Origin of the sequence: Pseudomonas sp. MPC6 (assembly GCF_006094435.1) — a bacterium.
GTDB lineage: Bacteria > Pseudomonadota > Gammaproteobacteria > Pseudomonadales > Pseudomonadaceae > Aquipseudomonas.
Genome location: NZ_CP034782.1, coordinates 173530 through 191880 on the forward strand (window position 1 = coordinate 173530; position 18351 = coordinate 191880).

The following is an 18351-nucleotide window of genomic DNA, read 5'->3' on the forward strand; positions in this document are numbered from 1 at the left end:
AATGAGGCACACCCGTTATGAACACAGTAGGACATCTGATCAATGGCCGTATCGTCAACGACGCAGCCCGCCTGCAGGACGTGTACAACCCCTCCACTGGCGAGGTCAGCAAGCAGGTGGCGCTGGCTTCAAAGGCCACCGTCGAGCAGGCCATCAGTGCGGCCGAGGCCGCTTTCCCCGAGTGGCGCAACACCCCGCCAATGAAGCGCGCACGGGTGATGTTCCGCTTCAAGGAGTTGCTTGAGCAGAATGCTGAGCGTATCGCCCAGATGATCGGCGAAGAACACGGAAAGATAGCCCATGACGCCCTCGGCGAGCTGCAGCGCGGTATTGAAAACGTGGAATATGCGTGCGGCGCTCCCGAGCTGTTGAAGGGCGAGCACAGCAAGAACGTCGGTCCGAACATCGACTCTTGGAGCGAGTTCCAGCCGCTGGGGGTGGTCGCCGGTATCACACCGTTCAACTTCCCGGCGATGGTGCCGCTTTGGATGTTCCCCATGGCCATCGTCTGCGGTAACTGCTTCATCCTCAAGCCATCCGAGCGCGACCCTAGCTCCACCCTGTTTATTGCTCAGTTGCTGCAGGAAGCCGGGCTGCCGGACGGCGTAATGAACGTAATTAACGGTGACAAGGAAGCGGTCGATACGCTGCTCGGCGATGAGCGCATCCAGGCTATCAGTTTTGTAGGGTCAACACCGATTGCCGAGTACATCTACAAGACCGCTACCGCCAACGGCAAGCGCTGCCAGGCTTTGGGCGGAGCGAAGAACCACGCCATCGTGATGCCCGATGCCGACATGGACAACGCGGTAAACCAGCTCCTCGGCGCCGCGTTCGGCTCCTCCGGCGAGCGTTGCATGGCGTTGTCGGTGGCCGTTGCGGTGGGCGATGCTGCAGCCGATGCACTGGTCGAGAAGATGCGAGCCGCCATGCAGTCACTGAAGGTCGGAGCCTATTCAGAAAAGAGCAACGACTTCGGTCCCGTGATCACCAAAGCGCATCAAAAGAAGGTGGTGGGCTACATCAATAGCGCCGAAGAGCAGGGCGCCAAGGTGGTCGTTGATGGCCGCAATCCGCAGGTGGCCGGGCATGAGAATGGCTTTTTCGTTGGCGGCACGCTGATCGACAATGTGCAGTCAGAGATGCTCAGCTACAAGGAAGAAATCTTCGGTCCAGTGCTGCAGGTAGTACGCGTGAGGAGCATGCAAGAGGCTATGGACCTGATCGATGCCCATGAGTATGGTAACGGCACTTGTATCTTCACCCGCGACGGCGAGGCGGCACGCTACTTCTCCGACAACATCAAAGTCGGTATGGTTGGGATCAACGTGCCGCTGCCCGTGCCAGTGGCGTACCACAGCTTCGGCGGTTGGAAGCGTTCGCTTTTCGGCGACTTGCACGCCTATGGCCCTGATGCCGTGCGCTTCTACACCAAGCGCAAGACTATCACTCAGCGCTGGCCGTCCGCCGGAGTGCGCGAAGGTGTCTCCTTTTCTATGCCGACCATGAAGTAACTGGCCATACCATGCCGACGGAAAAACCGCTGGCAATCGCAGGCCACGTCCCGTGTCGGGACGTGGCCTTTTTGCGTTTCAGTCCGGTCTAAAGGTCAGGCATGGCACGCTAAGTGGGAGAAGTACGATGACCGAAAAAGGATCCTCAATCACCCGGGTAATGGAGATCATCGAAGCGGTGGCGCGGGCGCAGCGGCCGATGTCACCGGCCGACCTGGCTGACCAGCTGAGCATTCCAAAACCAAGCATCCATCGCCTGCTGGCCCAACTCGAAGGTGAGGGTTACCTGCAAAGTAATATGCGCGGGCTGCTGGAGCCCGGTGACCGCCTTCACGAGGTAGCTCTGGGCGTTCTTTACAGTGGACGTTTTAAGGCCCCGCGCCAGGCAATTCTGAAACGCCTGACAGCGATCATCGGCGAAACCTGCGGGATCGCCATTCCAAATGGCACCGAGATGATCTACTACGACCGCGTGCAGACCGAATGGCCGCTGCAAGTCTACCTGCCGGTGGGTAGCCACACACCAACCTGGTGCACCTCCAGCGGCAAGCTCTACCTCAGCTCGCTGCCGCGTGAACGGCGCTTGCGCATCCTCAACAACCTGCCGCTACGTCAGTACGCGCGTAACACCCTGACCGATGCCGCTGCGCTAGAAACCGCGTTGTTGAAAATCAGAGTGGATGATCTGGGTACCGATAATGAAGAATTTGTCGATGGTCTGGTAGCCTGTGCAGTACCCGTCAAAGATCGGCATGGCAGGCTCTTCGCGTGCCTGTTCACTCATGCACCACTGCTGCGCAAGAGCCTGGACGAGTTGCTGAGCTATGTCCCGCTATTACGCGAGGCGGCCACTGAGCTGGGCCAACTGATCGATCATGCGGACGATGAAACAATCAAGGTGTAGCCACTGCCATGAAAAAAAGACTCCCGCCGTTGAATTGGCTGCGCGCGTTCGAGGCGTCGGCCCGACACCTGAACTTTACCCAGGCAGCCGCCGAACTGAGTCTGACCCAGGCGGCTATCAGTCAGCAGGTCAAGGGACTGGAATCTCAGCTCGGGACCAACCTGTTCAAACGCCTGCCCCGAGGACTGGAGTTAACCGAGGCCGGCCAAGCCTACATGCCAGTCATCCATGATTCGATCGAACGCTTGGCCGCCGCCACCGACGAGCTGTTCGGCCAGGGGCGTAAGCGGCCGATCACCGTGCGCGCCAACCTGGTGTTCTTTACCACTTGGTTGGCTCCCCGACTTGGGCGCTTTCGCGCCGCGCACCCGGATGTCGGTCTGCATTTCACCAGCAATATATGGCTGGATGAGCGCGGCAAGGAAGTCGATATGGAGATACGCTACGGCAAGGGTAACTGGGCCGGTTTGCGGTCGGTACAACTCACCCACGATGAACTGTTTCCGGTGTGCAGTCCGCAGCTGTTGAGCGGTGATCCGACGCCCGTCAGTCCAGGCGTACTGAATGCGGACAGCATGCTGCATGTGATCGGCTACGAAGAAGGCTGGGGCTACTGGCTGAACAAGACAGGCTTCCAGTACGTCGATGCTTCGCAAGGCATGCAGTTCGACACACTGATCACTGCGTTGGAGATGGCGGTGCGGGGCCATGGCCTAGCCTTGGGGCGCACCTCGCTTGTCGCGGAAATGCTGGCAGATGGACGTCTGATCGCACCTTTTGAACAGCGTATACCCGCATCAGAAGCTTTCCACTTGAGTCGCCCAAGCCATATACACTTGTCGGCTCAAGGCGAGAAATTTTGGGGTTGGTTAGTAAAAGAGTCGACACAATCAACTGACAGCGATTATGCATTGGCGGGTCAACGCCCACATTGAATTCAGGTTCGGCGGTGTACGCCGAGCCGTTATCGCTTAGCCATTTCACAGGCGTTGTCGGCAGTTGATCACTAAAGCGCTTCTCCACGCTTTCCAGCATCAAGTCGGGGATATCATCACCGCTGTATCCGGTAGAGCTGGCGACCCAGCCGATGGCTTCGCGATCACAGCAGTCCAGAGCGAAGGTCACGCTCAGTTTTGCGGCTCCTCGCAGCGGAACTCAACGCCATCTGAGCACCAACGTGTATTGCTGGTTTTCACCGCAATACGGCCTTCGTGCCGACGCGGCACGCCGGGCTGTTTGATTCGGCGCTCAAGCAGCAAGTTGTGATCACGCATCACCCGGTAGACCCGCTTCACATTGATCGCGGGGAGCAACTGGGTTTCATGGGCGTGACGCAGCAACCCCAACCCCAACCCCAACCCCAGACACGACGGTAGCCATAGCTGGGCAGTTCGCTGACTTGTTGCTGTATTTCGACCACCAACTCAGTGTCATTCACCAGCCTGCTTCGCCGTTTGGCGATGCCGATTGCTTGATTCGAACCGTTAAGTGCGAGCGCGCCACACCGAGACATTCGCTGACCAGCTTCAATGGTCGTCCCCCGGCAACAATTGATCAGGGGTTGGTGGGTACGGTTGATCGGGAAATGGCCCTCCAGGAAAGCTAACACTGCCTGACCATCAGCGAAGAGAACGATCTGGAGCAGGACGCTCGAGACAAAACTGCATCAACGCGGGGCTATTTTGAACGGTCGCTCAAGATTGTTTTCCGGATCAAACTGGCGCCGTCCGGTGTGATTCAGATGCCGGCCATACACATGAAACGAAAGGCTGGTGTGCTCGGTTTCATTGATCACACTGTGAATACTCCCGGTTGGCAAAAGTAGCGCCTCTCCAACTGTGATGCATTGCTCACCCATTAGCTGCAGCTCGGCGTATCCAGGACGTTGCGCATCGTCCAAGCGCTGCCAAAACAGGTTGCGTTCCGTGCCATCGACACCCACCACCACCGCCCATGTATCGTGGTCATGGGGCGGCACACCACGCCCGGGTAGCCAGCTATCGACCACCACGAATAATGACTGGTCGGGCTCGACGTGTAACTGCGTCGTGCCATAGCCCAGTTCTGAGTCGGCCTCATACATATCGGCACTTAGCCAACTACGCTTTTGCACCATTCGCTGGACTATAGGTCCGACTTGCGCAAGCAGTTCGGCCTCATCCGCCACCTCATGCACAACTTTCCGTAGTTCCACGACAAAACTCTGTATATCGTCCTGTTGCGGTCCCATCTTCAACTTCCCCTTTTGGTCGATCTAGGCAAAGCGATTCGCCTGCCACACTGGCCAACGGCCTGCCTCCGAAGAGGTAGGCCGGCTTGCCCGAAGCAATCTTAGTCGCGAGGCTCCTTGGCCAGCGCTTTAACGAAACCGATCATCAGCAACAGCATGAGCACCATAAACGGTAACCCCATGGCCACTGCACCGGCCTGAATGCCTTTGAGCGCGGTATCGCCACCGATTACGAACAGCGTGATGGTGACTAAGGCAATCATCACTAACCAAAGCACACGCTGTACTGGCGAAGTTTCCGGGTTACCGCCAGCGGCCAGGTTGTCGACCACTAAAGCGCCCGAGTCCATAGAGGTCACCATAAAGATGACCAGCAGGATGACCACCAGCCCCGAACTGATGAGCGGCATCGGTAGCATCTGGAGGAACTGGAAGATCGCCATATTGACGTCCGTCAGACCGGCCGCCAGGGCTCCACTACCGGAGATGACTTGATCGATGGCGCCTACTCCGAACGCGGTGAACCAGGCGATAGCGACCAGGGTTGGCACCAGCATCACCACGCCGACCATCTGCCGGAGCGTACGGCCGCGGGAAACCCGCGCAACGAATACGCCGACCAATGGCCCCCACGTGCACCACCACGCCCAGTAGAACACCGTCCAGCCGTGGAACCAGTCCTGGTCTGGACGATTGACCCAGTTACTCAGTGGCAGGAAGAACTCGACATAATCGACGGTTGTGCTCAGCACACCGGAAAAAAAGGTCGACATCCCAATACCGATCACGACCAGTATGAATAAGCCCAGCGCCAGCAACATATTGATATTGCTTAGCAACTTGACTCCAGCATCCATACCGCGCCAGAGAGAAAACCCGGCCAGGCCAGTCACGACCAGGATGAACAGCAACTGCAAACCGAAAGAGTTGGGAATGCCCAGTACTTGGGAGATGCCGGCAGTCGACTGCATTGCGCCAAGGCCTAGAGAAGTGGCCAGGCCGAACACCGTAAGCACCACGGTAAAAACGTCTACCAACTGCCCTGGCAGCCCTTTGTGTGCTTTACCAATCAATGGCTGCAGCCCCGAACTGAGGGCAAATGGCAGGCCTTTGTTAAAGGCAAAAAAGCCAACCACCAACGCACTGGTCAGGTAGATTGCCCAAGGATGAAAACCCCAGTGAAAGATCGTCGCACCCATTGCCGCATGCTCGGCCTGTGGAGTGTTCGCCAGCACGTTGAGTGGCGTTTTCCACCAGGCGGTATATTGTGCTACCGGCTCAGCCACGCCCCAATACAGCAGGCCGACACCCATCCCGGCTGCAAACAGCATGGAAAACCAGGACAGCGTGCTGAACTCCGGCGTCGCCTCCTTGCCACCCAAGCGAATTTTACCAAAGGGCGAAATGGCGACTCCGGCGCAAAACAGCACGGCCAGATTGCCCATAATCATGATGAACCAGTCGCAGTTCTTGAGAATCCAGCCTTTGGCCCCCTCCAGGGACTGGCTGAAGGTTACCGGGTCATGCAATGCAACTAAAACTAGCGCCAAGACAATCAAGAATGAAACAGGAAAAATAACCCGGTGAATATTCAATCCTAATATTCGGACATTAAACGCTCGAGAATAGGATCCTTCATCGACAACTAACTCTTTCATGCTAAGGGCCTCTCTATTATTTTTGTATTTACAGCCAACATCGAATAACCGCCAATTAGGCGTAACGTTATCCAGACCAGTACGCACGGCAACGCATTGGGATTGATGTTCAAACAGGAAGCGGTGCACGACAAATCATTTTATCTGCGCCACTAATGACTATTTCTCATGAGTACTCGTGTTCCAGATTGGGCTGTGCGCATTACTGCAACCACCCGCAATGAACGACTTACAACCAGTCCTCCTGCCATGGATAATTTGAAAGCACTTCGCAACCGTGGTGGGTGATTAAAACTTGCTGTTCAAGCTTGATACCTTCCTTCCCTCCTCGTTCGCCCATATAACTTTCCACGCAAATCACCATATTCTCTTCGAAAACACCGTCATAACCACTGCTGTCCCAATCAGCGCCTTTATGCGCCAGTGCCGGGTATTCGTCGGCCAGACCAACACCATGCACCACACAGCAGTAACGATTGTGCTGATAGGGCTGTGGAATATCCCAGGAACGCTGAACGAACTCGTGATGGCTCAGGCCAGGGCGCAAGAGCGCCATGTTGTGCTGAATCTGCTCATGGGCCAGCGCATATAGTTTGCGCTGCTCGGCCGTGGGGGCAACGTGACCGACGGTCCAGGCGCGCGAGATATCCGCGCAATAGCCATAGGGGCCGATCAGATCAGTGTCGAAGGAAATGATTTCACCTTCCTGCATCACCCGATCGCTGGACTCCTGCATCCACGGGTTGGTTCTAGGCCCCGAGGCCAGCAGGCGGGTTTCGATCCACTCTCCACCGTGGCGGATATTCTCGTAGTGCAGCCAAGCCCACAGTTGGTTCTCGGTCATGCCCGGACGCTGCTCATCATGCATGCGTTGAATGCCTTTCTCGCACACCTCGATGGTCCAGCGCATCAGTTCCAGTTCAGCGGCTGATTTAATCTTGCGCGCCTCCTCCATCAGACTGTGCCCCTCGACCAGGGTCAACCCCTGAGCCTGAAGTAACTCAAGCCCTTCGAAGTCCGCCTTGTCCACGGCAAGGCGCGCGTTGGCACCAGCATACTCGCGCATCACTTCGACAATTTCACGGGCCCAAATGGCAGCCTTCTCGGTTATGCGCGAACCGGCGCCGAAATAACTCCAACTGACCGCTTCGCGCACTTCATCGATCAGGCTGATGCCTTCGTGCAGGTGTTCGCAATTGTGGAACTCCCACAAGATCACTGGCCCATTGGCGAACACCAGGGCGTAACGAGCGAAGTTGTGCAAGGTCCACACCTGCATGTTCGAGGTATCAGTGGCGTAGCGGATATTGACCGGATCATAGAGCAGGATGGCGGCATAATCGCGCGCCAGTAACTGATCGCGCACCCGCTGCAAGCGATAGGCACGCGCCGCCTGCAGTGTTTCCAGAGTGACGGGGTTGTGCAAGGGTTGCGTGGAGTAATCGCCAGTACGGTATTTATTCTTATTTTCGAACATGCTTTCAGTTCCGTTAATCGCAATAGGAGAAAGGAAGGTCAACCATTTAGTTTCACGACCGATTCAGCTCCGTGGCTATTTCAGTCTTGTTGATCGCCGTACCGCACTGCGTGCGCTCGGAGTTTGCAACGACCGACTCGACGACTGCCACCAGACTGGAACTGGCAAGACCATTGGGCGTTGACGGGTGATGAAGGGGGGCATCGTCTTGCAAATGCTCACCGGTGACCTTGCCTTGGCCCACGAACACGACCAGCAGCGCAGCGCAGGCAGCGAAGAAGAAATAAAGACTCGATGCGCCGAAGTGCTCCATCAGAGAACCGGCCAGCAGCGGACCGATCCCGGCCCCCACACCAAACGCCACCAACAACACGCTGGCCAATGACACACGCAATTGCGGCTCAATATTGTCGTTGGCTAATGCCACACCGAGCGGATACAGGCAAAACTGCAAAAAGCCTATCCCCGCACCGAACAACATCAGGGTGTTGAACGAAGGGCTTTGAGAAAAACCCAGCGGCAGCGTGACGCACATCAGCAGCGCTGCGACAGCGCGAATCAAACTGGCACGTGGCAGTCGATCCGAAAGCCAGCCTAAGGGTAGCTGGGCCAGCAATCCGGCCCCAATCACCAAGGCCATGAACTGACCGATTTCAACCGTATCGAGTCCCTGCTGACTGGCATAGATCGAGGCCAGACCGTAAAAACCACCCGTCATCATGCCCGACACCACCAGGGTCACTAACGACTGCGGTATTCGACGCAGGAACAATTTAACGTCGACAGGCGCCGCAAGGATGGGCGTCGGATGCGGGCAGCGGGTCAACGCCACCGGCACCAGGCTCAACGCAAAAGCGATGGCCACGCCAAGCAACGCATGGATCCCCAAGTCGCCATTGAGACTCAGTGCCAGCTGACCAAGCATCATGCCAACGTAGCTGGCAACCATATAGAGGGCCAGCACGCTGCCGCGCTGTTCAGTCCGAGCCTGATCGTTGAGCCAACTTTCCAACACCATGAACTGACACATCATGGCCACCCCCACCAGCGCTCGCAGCAGCAGCCAAAATGGCAAGGCACTACTGAATTCATGAGCCAGCACTGCCGCGGCAATCCCGCCAGCGCAGGTGACGTAACTGCGGATGTGTCCGACCCGCTCAATCAGGTAGTGCCCGACTTTGCCTCCCAACACCATGCCCAAGGCGTTGGCGGCCATCAATGCACCGCTCCACGTCTCGGCCCCACCCCCTGCGTTCAGGCGTAGCGCCAGGTAGGTCATCAACAGGGTTGAACCCAACTGCATCAGCAAGCTGCTCAGATACAGGGCGCCAAACGTCTTCGTCAGTCCAATCACTGCGCAGCCTCGTCAATGATGTGTGCGTTAGATTGCAAGCTGCAACGTTGCCGCCCCATGACATCGCTCTGTACATTTTGCATTGCACTGCGCTCCCGACTCAGGCTAAACCGTGCCGCTGCTTCCAGTCGCCTGGCTGAACCACATACCCGAACAACGCATGGCCCCCATAGACCAGTTCGGTGCCTTCGGGAATCCATAACAACTGTCCCGGCTCAACCCGGTACAGCTCACCGTTGGCCTGCAATTCGAAGCAGCCTTCGATGACGAAGATCACCTCGTCATACAGCAGGGTCCACGCGACTTGCGCGCCCTCCCAGCGAGCAAAGCCGATACCGATATTCGGCGATACTTCATTGCTGATCGCACGAGCGACATAAGCCGCACCTGGAGGGCCACCACGCAGCGCGAAATCCAAATCATGATGATCGACCCGCAGCACTGGGCCTTTTCCAGTGACGACCCGGCTCATAGCTCACTCCGACTGTTCCAGGCCGCCAAGCGGATACGAGAACGCACACCGAGGCCGAGGAAGGGTTCCGGTGGGTTGAGAGAAGGCATGCCCGTCACGGCCTGAATGTCGCGCAGTTGCGCAGAATCTGCACCCACGGCAAGGTCCGCGAGCAAGGTGCCTGAGATGGTGCCCCAGGCCGCACCGACGCCGTTGTCGCACGCCGAGGCATAGATGCCCTTTTCCAGCTCGCCAAAGAAGTTGGTGAAGTTGCGCGAGATGGCGTAGACGCCGCCCCAGGTATGGCTGAAAGGCACTTCGGCGAGCTGCGGAAACCGCGTCAGGAAGGCTTTCCGGTGATCCTTGCGCACACTCTCACGCATGGCATCGTTGGTACTTTGGCCGTACTTGGGGACATGCTTGTAGGTATTACGGATGATCAAGCGGCGATCCTGAGTCATGCGCACCGTGGTACCGGCGTGGTCTGCCGGGGTCAGCCCCCAATCGAGTTGACCGCCATAGGCGGCCAACTCGGCATCGGTCAGAGGGCGAGTCCAACTGGCGAAGGTCATCACCGGCAACAGACGATTGCGCAGAAAACCGAACTCTTGAGTGAAGATGCTGGTGCCAAGCAACAGCTGCGCAGTGCTAATCCGCCCCTGATTGCCATGCAGAATCCAGCCGCCCTGGCCGTCGCGCTCCAGGCGCTGGATCGGTGACTCCTCAAGCAGCTCGACATTACTTGGCAGTGAGCGGCCCAGGCCATTGACCAACGCGGCCGGCTGCATCAAGTAGCAACCCGGGGTGTAGATCGCGCCGCTGTAATGGCTGGTGCCCACCACCTGAGCCAACTCGGCACGCTCGACCCGACGGAACGGCTCACCGAGATCGCTCATCAAGTGTTCGAAATGATCCAGATAAGCCAAGCCGCGAGGACCTACCGCGCCTTGATACTTGCCGGCATGGGACCATTGACAATCGATTCCATGGGTTTGAATCAATCCCTGCAACTGGGCGATGGCTGCGCGATTGAGGCCGAGTAAACGCTGTTTGTGCGCGGGGTCCGGATGTTCCAGGGCAAATTTGTGGGGCAGGTCGATGACAAAACCCGAGTTGCGCCCAGAGGCACCATAAGCGACGCGCTGGGCATCGACCAGCAGGATTCGAGCCTCAGGATAGTGTTCGGCCAACCGGCGGGCCGCGGCCAGGCCAGCGAAGCCGGCGCCGATCACGGTGTAGTCGGCGCGCTGTTCACCCTGCAAGCGTTTGCAGGGCGGCTGCTCGGGCAAGGCCGCATACCAGCCACAGCTGGCATCGTCATGGGGAAGGTTGATGGTGTTTTTCATGGTACTGCCCTCAGGCGACGGCCCGTTGAGCGTTCTGACAGGACTGCAGCAATGTATTGCGCTGCAATTGTGCTTGGCGACCGAGCAGGACAAAGCCGCAGAGTGCCCCCTCGATGTCGTAATAACCGGCACTGAGGCCATCGGCAGTCGGTGTGCAACGCCACTCCCCGGCGACGCCGACGGTGGGTGGCAGCAGGCACAGTGGTGCCGCCGGGGTCTTCACCGTGACGGGCATCAATGGATAGCTGACCTTGGCAGGCTGGCCGAGCAAGGTCTTGCACAGTGCCTGAATACCCTGGTTGATGGGGGCTAGGTACGGGAGCAATTGGCCGTCGATCTCGATGCAGTCGCCCAAGGCATAGATCCCCGGTTGCGAAGTCTGCAACTGGGCGTCCACTTGAATGCCGCGACCCACTGCGACCCCGGCGGTCTCGGCCAGGCTCAGGTTGGGGCGCAGCCCCACGGCGGACAACACCAGGTCGGCTTCCAGGCTTTGGCCATCGGCCAGGCTCAGGCGATAGCCGTCTTCAGCCGGCTCAATGCGTTGCAGGGTGTTCTCCAGGTGCCAGTTCACCCCCAGTTCGCTCAAGGCGAGTTGCAACTGCCGCCCGGCCTCCTCCGGCAACAGACGCTCCATCGGCCAATGGCCGAGGCCGATAACGCTGACGGCAAAGCCACTGCTGGCCAAGTCGTTGGCAAACTCGCAGCCGATCAGGCCGTCACCCAGGATTGCCACTCGCCGCACGCCCACCAGGCGTTCACGCAAGCGCTGGTAATCGTGCAGGTTGTTGACACTGAGTAATGCCGCAGTCTCACCCTCGATCGGCAGTCGGATGGGCTGCGCACCACTGGCCAGTACCAACTGGCCATACTCCATTTCACCGAAATTGGTGTGCAGTCGATGCGCCACGCTGTCAATACGCGCCACCGTACAGTGCGGATAGACGCGGATATTCAAGCGCTTTTCGATCGCCAGCGGCGTTTCGCCGGACAATGCCTCAGCGCTTTTACCCTGTGCCAGGCCAATGGACAGCGCCGGCTTGGAATACAAGTGGCCAGACTCTTGAGTCAGCACGCGGATCTCGACCTCAGGGTCGGCCTTGCGCAGCGCCTGGGCCAGACCGTATCCGGCATAGCCACTGCCGATGATGACGATCGGCTGGCGTGGCAGTGTCGCCGCTGGTGGCTTTTGCGCCTGCACTGCCGGTGCAACCGGCGCACTGACTGCGGCGGTCGCCACCACCGGCTCACTGATATCCAGCATCTCGAAATCGGTCTTGCCGACGCCACATTCGGGGCATTTCCAGTCTTCTGGCACATCCTCCCAACGCGTGCCAGCGATGATGCCGTCCTGCGGCCAGCCGAGGGCCTCGTCGTAGATCAGCCCACAGACCACACAGAGCCAAGTCTTGAACATGTTTGCTTACTCCCCCGCTACGCGGATCGCCACGTTCTTCGTACGCACGTAGCTGTACAAGGCTTCCTGCCCTTTTTCCCGGCCAAAACCGGACAGGCCGACGCCGCCAAACGGGGTTTCAATGCCACCGGCATACCACTCGTTCACAAACACCTGGCCCGCTTTCAGGCGGCGGGTGCAGCGCATGGCGCGACTGATGTCCTGGGTGAACACACCCGCAACCAGGCCAAAAGCGGTGCCATTGGCGATGGCGATCGCCTCTTCTTCGCTGTCAAACGGGATCACCGCCAACACCGGACCGAAGACCTCTTCCTGGGCGATGCACATCTCAGGGCTCACATCGCGAAACACGGTCGGACGCATGAAGTGCCCGGTACGGTCACTGAACGCTTCACCACCAGTGGCCGCTACCGCACCCTCTTCGATGGCGCGCCGACACAAGGCTTCGATGCCTGCCAGTTGCCCGGCACTGACCACTGGCGTGAGGTCTGGGTTGTCGTGGCCGACACCCACGCTGAGCCCTTCGGCCAAGGCGACGACAGACTCGACGACCTCTTCATAAATCTCACGTTGCACCAGCAGCCGCGACATGGCAGAGCAGACCTGACCGGCATTGAAAAAAATACCGCCCTTGACGCTGGCGAGCAGTTGCTCGCGATCGGCATCGGCGAAAGCAATCGCTGCCGACTTGCCACCCAACTCCATTACGCTGGGGATGGCATGTTCGGCGGCATCGCGCAGTATCGATTGACCGGTCGGCACTGACCCGGTGAAGACAATCTGGTCGACAGCACGATGCCCAACCAGGTGCGCGCCAACCTCACGGCCACGGCCGCAAATAAGGTTGACCGCGCCCTTGGGTAGCCCTGCTTTGGCCACTGCGCGGATCAGCACGCACATCCCCAAAGGCGACAGCTCGGGCGATTTGATCACCACCGCATTGCCAGCCGCCAACGCCGGTGCAAGCGAGCGGGCGCAGATCGAAACCGGGAAGTTCCACGGCACAATTTGCGCGGACACGCCCATCGGGTCATACAGAGTGAAGTCCATGTAGCCATTGCCTAATGGAATCGAAGTGCCTTCGATCTTGTCAGCCATGCCCGCGTAGTATTCGAAGTAGCGTGCAGCCTCGACGAACTCATCTTTGGCATCATTGAGGCTCTTGCCGTTTTCCTGGCACAACACCCAGGCGCCCTCTTCGGCCACGGCACGGATCTCTTCGGCAATGCGCAGCAACCAAGTGACACGCTGCGCCGGACGAACGCGGGTCAACTCACCGCTGTCGGCGCAACGACGAGCTGCGCGTACGGCAAGCTCGGCGTCGGCGATAGTGGCTTGCGCGATAGTAGCCAGCGGCTCTGCAGTGCCGGGGTTGTTCACCGTCAGCTGCTGCGTGCTATCAAGCCATTCACCATCGATGTAATTGAGCCAATGGGATGCGATTGGATACATGCTCATCTCCTCAGGCGTCCGGTACGGTGGCTAGCAACTGACGCGCAGCCCACTGATGGAAAAAGTGAGTTGGAACGTCCATCTCCGGCGAGAACGCACCGCCTTTGTAACCAGGGGAGTGACGACCTTTCTGCATGCCTTCGACCGAGCTGATGTCCTCGGCAAATACCACTTTCCAGGACTCCAGAATGGCGTTACGGCAGGCGGCGTATTCATCACCCAAGGCCTCGTCCCCCACATAGAACAGGCGCAGGTGTTCAATGGTCCGACCTGGTGCAACCGGCTCCAACTGCATGGCGAAGGCATGATCGGCCTGGATGCCAAGCAGTACGTTGGGGAAGAAGGCTACGTATTCAGCGTTGCGCAGGCGGTCTTGTGGCCAGCTCGGAAACTTCGGCAAGTGCGTACCCGCCACGTCGGACAGGTTGTAGGCATAGCTGCCCTGACCGCCGAAACGCTCGTCAAAGAGGATGTTGTAGTGATCCTCCAGGCGCGAATAAGAGTTCAGGCTCGGGTGCACCCACGGCAGGTGATAGGCTTCGCAGTAGTTCTCGACTGCCAACTTCCAGTTGCAGTTGATATCCAATGTGGTGGCGTCATGACCCGGACGGCGGCGCAGCAGGCTCATGCCGTCCTCGCCGAGGAACTGCGTCCAGCGCGCAGTCAAGGGTGCAAGCATTTCTTCAAGCGGCTGTGCGTCACCCGACAGGTTGACGAACACCATGTCCATCCAGATGGCGCTGTTGATTGCTTTCAAGCCGTGCTTTTCGCAAGCGAAACGCTCGTCCTTGTGCTTATCGATACCGCCAACATGTGGCGTGCCACGCAGGGCGCCATTGAGGTCATAAGTCCAGGAGTGGTAGGGGCAACGAATAACGCCCTGTACTTCACCTTCTTCCTGCACCAGCTTCATGCCGCGGTGGCTGCAGACGTTATGGAAGACTTGCACCAGGCCTTCGCGGTTGCGCATCAGCAGCAGCGGCAGTCCCATGAAGTCGACAGGCTTGACCGAGCCGTTCTTGGTCAGGTCGCTGGCGAAACCGACACACGCCCAGGTCTTGCCCATCACCTGGTCGCGTTCCAATTCGAAATAGTGCTGATTGGTATAGAACTCGTTGCTCAACCCGGTGGCTTGATGAATCGGGTTAAGTACGGTTTCCAGATGATGCACAGGAATGTGTTGAGAGGTGGTATTGCTCATTATTGTTTTCCCCTGCTGGGCACGGTGTGAAATGTTCGGCAGGCTCACTGGCCTTGGTCCGTTGGCAGTGAGTTTCGAGAAAACCAGCAGTGTTCGACAAACGATATTTACATCACCATTTATGACTTTTAATCATCAATTAAAACAGGCCAGATTCATGCATCAGAGCGACACACACGCAACGTCCAAAGATCGTTGATCAACGCTTTCAGGCAGTGGGAATGCAGCAGACTTTGATGATGCGCAAAGACTGGGAGGCAGTGGAGGCATAATGCAACTGTGCCGCAGGCCACCCGTCTGCGGCATGTTTCATTCAAGAACGGTATCTATTCGCTGGAACCGAATTCTGAGTCACTGAGCGTCGTCGGTAATTGTTCGATCAACCAGGTGCGAAAACATTTAACGCTTTGCCGCATCCTCCCCTGGCCCTTCGGCTCCAGCAGGCAGAACTGCGCGTCTGAACTCAATACTGTATCGATCGGTCGCACCAACGCACCGGTTTGCAGGTGATTATCGACCAGATTCGACCAAGCCAAAGCGATACCCTGCCCACTGAGTGCCGATTGGATCAGCATGGAGTAACTGTTGATATTAATCCGGCGCCTGGGTTCAACGCTCTTTAGCCCGAGCCGTTGGAACCACTCAGTCCAACCGATCCAGTCACGCTGCGGATCCTCTAACCATAACCAAGTGCAATCAGCCAATTGTTCTGGTGTTTTCAATGCGGGGTGCTTTGACAGGTAGCTCGGACTGCAGACCGGGAACACCGCTTCAGAAAACAGCGGCGTTACCTGCATGTCTTTCGGTGGGGTTCGGCAGTAATACAACGCCAAGTCGCAATCGAGTCGCGAGAAGTCCTTTACCTGATCGTAGGCAATAATGCGCAGATCAATGTCATCGTTATTGCTCTGAAATTCAGACACTTTGGGTAGCAGCCACAGCGAAGCCATGGCGGAACTAGTAGCCACTGTGACCTGCTGGGCGCCCTGCCAGTGGCGAATTTCACCTGTAGCCTGGGCCACCTGCATGAGTGATGCACGTACAGTCTCATAGTATTGGCTAGCGGTTGGGCTAAGGTGGATCGAGCGCGTGGTGCGCTCGAACAAAGTCTTCCCGAGGTAGTTCTCGAGCAGACGCACTTGCCGACTGATCGCACCTTGGGTGACATTCAGTTCCTGTGCTGCCAGCGTAAAACTCAAATGGCGCGCGGCCGCTTCAAAGGCCACCAGACTGTTGAGTGGCGGTAGAGGGTGGATTTTCATGCAGGCAAGGTCACATCTGTATTGTGATTTTATCGATCCAGTCTAGCCCCAGCAGGCCAACGATGACAGCGTCAAGTCGCTGCATACACCACTAGCTCTACTAACATCTCTTCACGTGCCAGCCCGGCAATGATCATGGCCGCCCGATTTGGGTAAGGGGGCGAAAAATACTCCGCATACACTGCATTGACGGTGGCGAGATAGGCGCGGTCGGTCACGTAAATCAACACCTGGGTCACCGCTTCCATGCCCAAACCAGCCGCTTCAAGTGTGTGTTTGAGGTTGTCCAGCGTCTGCCGGGTTTGCGCCTCGATACCGCCGGCAACAACTTGACCTTGCACATCAATCGGAATCTGCGCGGTGTAAAGTGTCCCGTTACCGATAACCGCCCACTCCAGGGGCGCTTTGGAGGGAAATAGCTGGGTTTTGACGGCTTGTTTCATTGTGGGCTCCATGAAAAAAAGGGAGGCGGCAGGGCCGCACCCCCTTGAAAGCGAGGTATTAGAGGTTCTGTTCGTCGGCCATGCGCCGGGCTATCTGCGGCGCGTTCCACAGTGAGGGCAGCAAGATCAGCGAAACCGGAACGGCGGTGATAACGATGAATGACTGCAAAGCACTGATGCCTCCTGACCCAATGGAGATCAATAACGCGGCGACCAAGCCCATCATCACCCCCCAGAACACGCGAATTTCCGCACGAGGGTGATCGGTACCGGTCATCACCATGGAGACGCAGTAGGTCATGGAGTCACCCGTCGTGGTTACGAAAATGATGGTGAGCAACAAGAACAACACCGACATCAAGTAACCCAAAGGCAGTTGCGCGGTGATCGCCAATAAAGCGGCGGGAAGGTTGAACCCGGCAAAAGCTGTCGATACCGAGCCCGGGTTTTGGAGTTCGAAGGCCAAACCGCTGCCACCCACAATGGTGAACCAGAAGCAGGTGATCACCGGTGCGACAATCGAGATCAACACCACCAGTTCACGAATTGTGCGCCCCCGAGAGATACGCGCAACGAACATCGCCATCAGCGGACCGTAACCCAGGAACCATCCCCAGAAGAATACCGTCCACCAGTCAAGCCAGGCCGGGTCGGCACGGAAGGTCGCCATGGGGATAAACTTGTCCAGGTAAATCCCCATGGCTTGCAGGTAGGCATCAACAATAAAACCGGTGGGCCCGAACAGCAGAATGAACAGCATCAGCCCAACCGCAAGCCCCACATTGATGGCACTGAGCAGTTTGATTCCCCGCGCTACACCGGAAACGGCCGAGAGGGTATAGACACCCACCAGTAAGCAAATAATGGTCAGCTGGGTGGTGTAGTTATTGGTGATGCCGAAGAGTTTCTCCAGGCCAAAGCTCACTTGCAGACCGAGAAAGCCGATTGGGCCAACGGTACCGGCGACCACTGCGATTACACAGCACGCGTCAATTAGCGCCCCCAACCAGCCACGCATCACCCGCTCACCCAACAGGGGATAGAGCAAGGTGCGGGGTTTCAGAGGCAGACCTTTTTCATAGTGCAGGTGCATCAGCACAATGCCGGTCAAACTACCGAGGATGGCCCAGGCCAAAAAGCCCCAGTGCATGAAGCTCTGCGCCAATGCGTTGTAGGCGGCGCCAGGTGTGCCGGTCACTCCGCCAAACAAGGGCGGTGGTGACAGGAAGTGAGCCATGGGTTCAGCCGCTGCCCAGAACACCCCACCCCCTGCGAGCAGGGTACACATGACGATCGAGACCCAGGTGAACGTACTCATTTCCGGCTTTTCCAGGGCGCCGAGGCGCACCCGGCCAGTGCGACCCATCGCCAGGAAAAGACCGATGACAAACGTCATGAGCAACAATATTTGCCAGTAGGCGCCGAACAGTTTCGTCGACCAAGAGAACGCCGTGTTGACGGTCTTGGTCATCAAATCAATATCGAGCAGGGCAAGGATCGCAAAGAGCAGAATGAAGCCGCCGCTCATTAGAAACACCGGGACATCCACGCCCTGCAGAAATTTGCTTTTTTCAACCATCGCGGGTCTCCCCAACTCGGCAGCGTGTTGAGTACTCTTCATTACAGCCTCCTGACAAAATTT

16 protein-coding genes and 1 pseudogene are annotated in these 18351 nt (G+C 57.8%); 3 read left to right on the forward strand and 14 right to left on the reverse strand.

The window, feature by feature from the left end; all coding sequences use genetic code 11:
• The first annotated feature begins 17 nt into the window (after positions 1–17).
• The 3 genes from ELQ88_RS01115 to ELQ88_RS01125 all read left to right on the forward strand — a co-directional run bounded on the left by ELQ88_RS01115 (position 18) and on the right by ELQ88_RS01125 (position 3353).
• A complete protein-coding gene (locus ELQ88_RS01115) occupies positions 18–1514 on the forward strand; it encodes a CoA-acylating methylmalonate-semialdehyde dehydrogenase (RefSeq protein WP_138963060.1) in 1497 nt (498 codons plus the stop codon).
• Between the two features lie 127 nt (positions 1515–1641).
• Positions 1642–2418, forward strand: coding sequence for an IclR family transcriptional regulator (locus ELQ88_RS01120; RefSeq protein ID WP_138963062.1), 777 nt, complete (start codon positions 1642–1644; stop codon positions 2416–2418).
• 8 nt (positions 2419–2426) lie between these two features.
• Positions 2427–3353, forward strand: a complete 927-nt coding sequence (locus tag ELQ88_RS01125; RefSeq protein ID WP_138963064.1) for a LysR substrate-binding domain-containing protein — start codon at positions 2427–2429, stop codon at positions 3351–3353.
• A 192-nt stretch (positions 3354–3545) separates the two neighbouring features.
• Here ELQ88_RS01125 and ELQ88_RS01130 read toward each other — a convergent pair whose 3' ends face one another.
• The 14 genes and pseudogenes from ELQ88_RS01130 to ELQ88_RS01190 all read right to left on the reverse strand — a co-directional run bounded on the left by ELQ88_RS01130 (position 3546) and on the right by ELQ88_RS01190 (position 18288).
• Positions 3546–3758, reverse strand: coding sequence for a hypothetical protein (locus ELQ88_RS01130; protein WP_138963066.1), 213 nt, complete (start codon positions 3756–3758; stop codon positions 3546–3548).
• 326 nt (positions 3759–4084) lie between these two features.
• Complete coding sequence (locus ELQ88_RS01135) at positions 4085–4648, reverse strand: hypothetical protein (RefSeq protein WP_138963068.1); 564 nt, start codon at positions 4646–4648, stop codon at positions 4085–4087.
• A 101-nt stretch (positions 4649–4749) separates the two neighbouring features.
• Positions 4750–6306 carry a BCCT family transporter gene (locus ELQ88_RS01140; RefSeq protein ID WP_138963070.1) on the reverse strand — a complete coding sequence of 519 codons (1557 nt, stop codon included), beginning with the start codon at positions 6304–6306 and terminating at the stop codon, positions 4750–4752.
• Positions 6307–6535: 229 nt separating this feature from the next.
• A complete protein-coding gene (locus tag ELQ88_RS01145; RefSeq protein WP_138963072.1) occupies positions 6536–7783 on the reverse strand; it encodes a Xaa-Pro peptidase family protein in 1248 nt (415 codons plus the stop codon).
• A 52-nt stretch (positions 7784–7835) separates the two neighbouring features.
• Positions 7836–9137 carry an MFS transporter gene (locus ELQ88_RS01150; protein WP_178084662.1) on the reverse strand — a complete coding sequence of 434 codons (1302 nt, stop codon included), beginning with the start codon at positions 9135–9137 and terminating at the stop codon, positions 7836–7838.
• Between the two features lie 100 nt (positions 9138–9237).
• Positions 9238–9609 (reverse strand): ethanolamine utilization protein EutQ, encoded by a 372-nt coding sequence (locus tag ELQ88_RS01155; RefSeq protein WP_138963074.1) that lies wholly within the window; start codon positions 9607–9609, stop codon positions 9238–9240.
• Positions 9606–10934 (reverse strand): FAD-binding oxidoreductase, encoded by a 1329-nt coding sequence (locus ELQ88_RS01160; RefSeq protein WP_138963076.1) that lies wholly within the window; start codon positions 10932–10934, stop codon positions 9606–9608. The genes ELQ88_RS01155 and ELQ88_RS01160 overlap by 4 nt, the downstream gene beginning before the upstream one ends.
• 10 nt (positions 10935–10944) lie before the next feature.
• On the reverse strand, positions 10945–12198 hold the full coding sequence (locus ELQ88_RS01165; RefSeq protein WP_228761530.1) for an FAD-dependent oxidoreductase: 1254 nt from the start codon (positions 12196–12198) through the stop codon (positions 10945–10947).
• Positions 12187–12351, reverse strand: a pseudogene (locus ELQ88_RS34475) (rubredoxin); the annotation flags it as partial. The pseudogene ELQ88_RS34475 and the gene ELQ88_RS01165, both read right to left, overlap by 12 nt.
• 6 nt (positions 12352–12357) lie before the next feature.
• Complete coding sequence (locus ELQ88_RS01170) at positions 12358–13803, reverse strand: aldehyde dehydrogenase family protein (RefSeq protein ID WP_138963080.1); 1446 nt, start codon at positions 13801–13803, stop codon at positions 12358–12360.
• 10 nt (positions 13804–13813) lie between these two features.
• The gene (locus ELQ88_RS01175; RefSeq protein WP_178084663.1) at positions 13814–15004 is read right to left on the reverse strand and encodes an aromatic ring-hydroxylating dioxygenase subunit alpha; all 1191 of its coding nucleotides are present in this window, start codon (positions 15002–15004) and stop codon (positions 13814–13816) included.
• A 326-nt stretch (positions 15005–15330) separates the two neighbouring features.
• On the reverse strand, positions 15331–16266 hold the full coding sequence (locus ELQ88_RS01180; protein ID WP_138963082.1) for a LysR substrate-binding domain-containing protein: 936 nt from the start codon (positions 16264–16266) through the stop codon (positions 15331–15333).
• Positions 16267–16337: 71 nt separating this feature from the next.
• Positions 16338–16709 (reverse strand): RidA family protein, encoded by a 372-nt coding sequence (locus ELQ88_RS01185; RefSeq protein WP_138963084.1) that lies wholly within the window; start codon positions 16707–16709, stop codon positions 16338–16340.
• A gap of 58 nt (positions 16710–16767) precedes the next feature.
• Positions 16768–18288 (reverse strand): BCCT family transporter, encoded by a 1521-nt coding sequence (locus ELQ88_RS01190; protein WP_228761531.1) that lies wholly within the window; start codon positions 18286–18288, stop codon positions 16768–16770.
• Between the last annotated feature and the right edge of the window lie 63 nt (positions 18289–18351).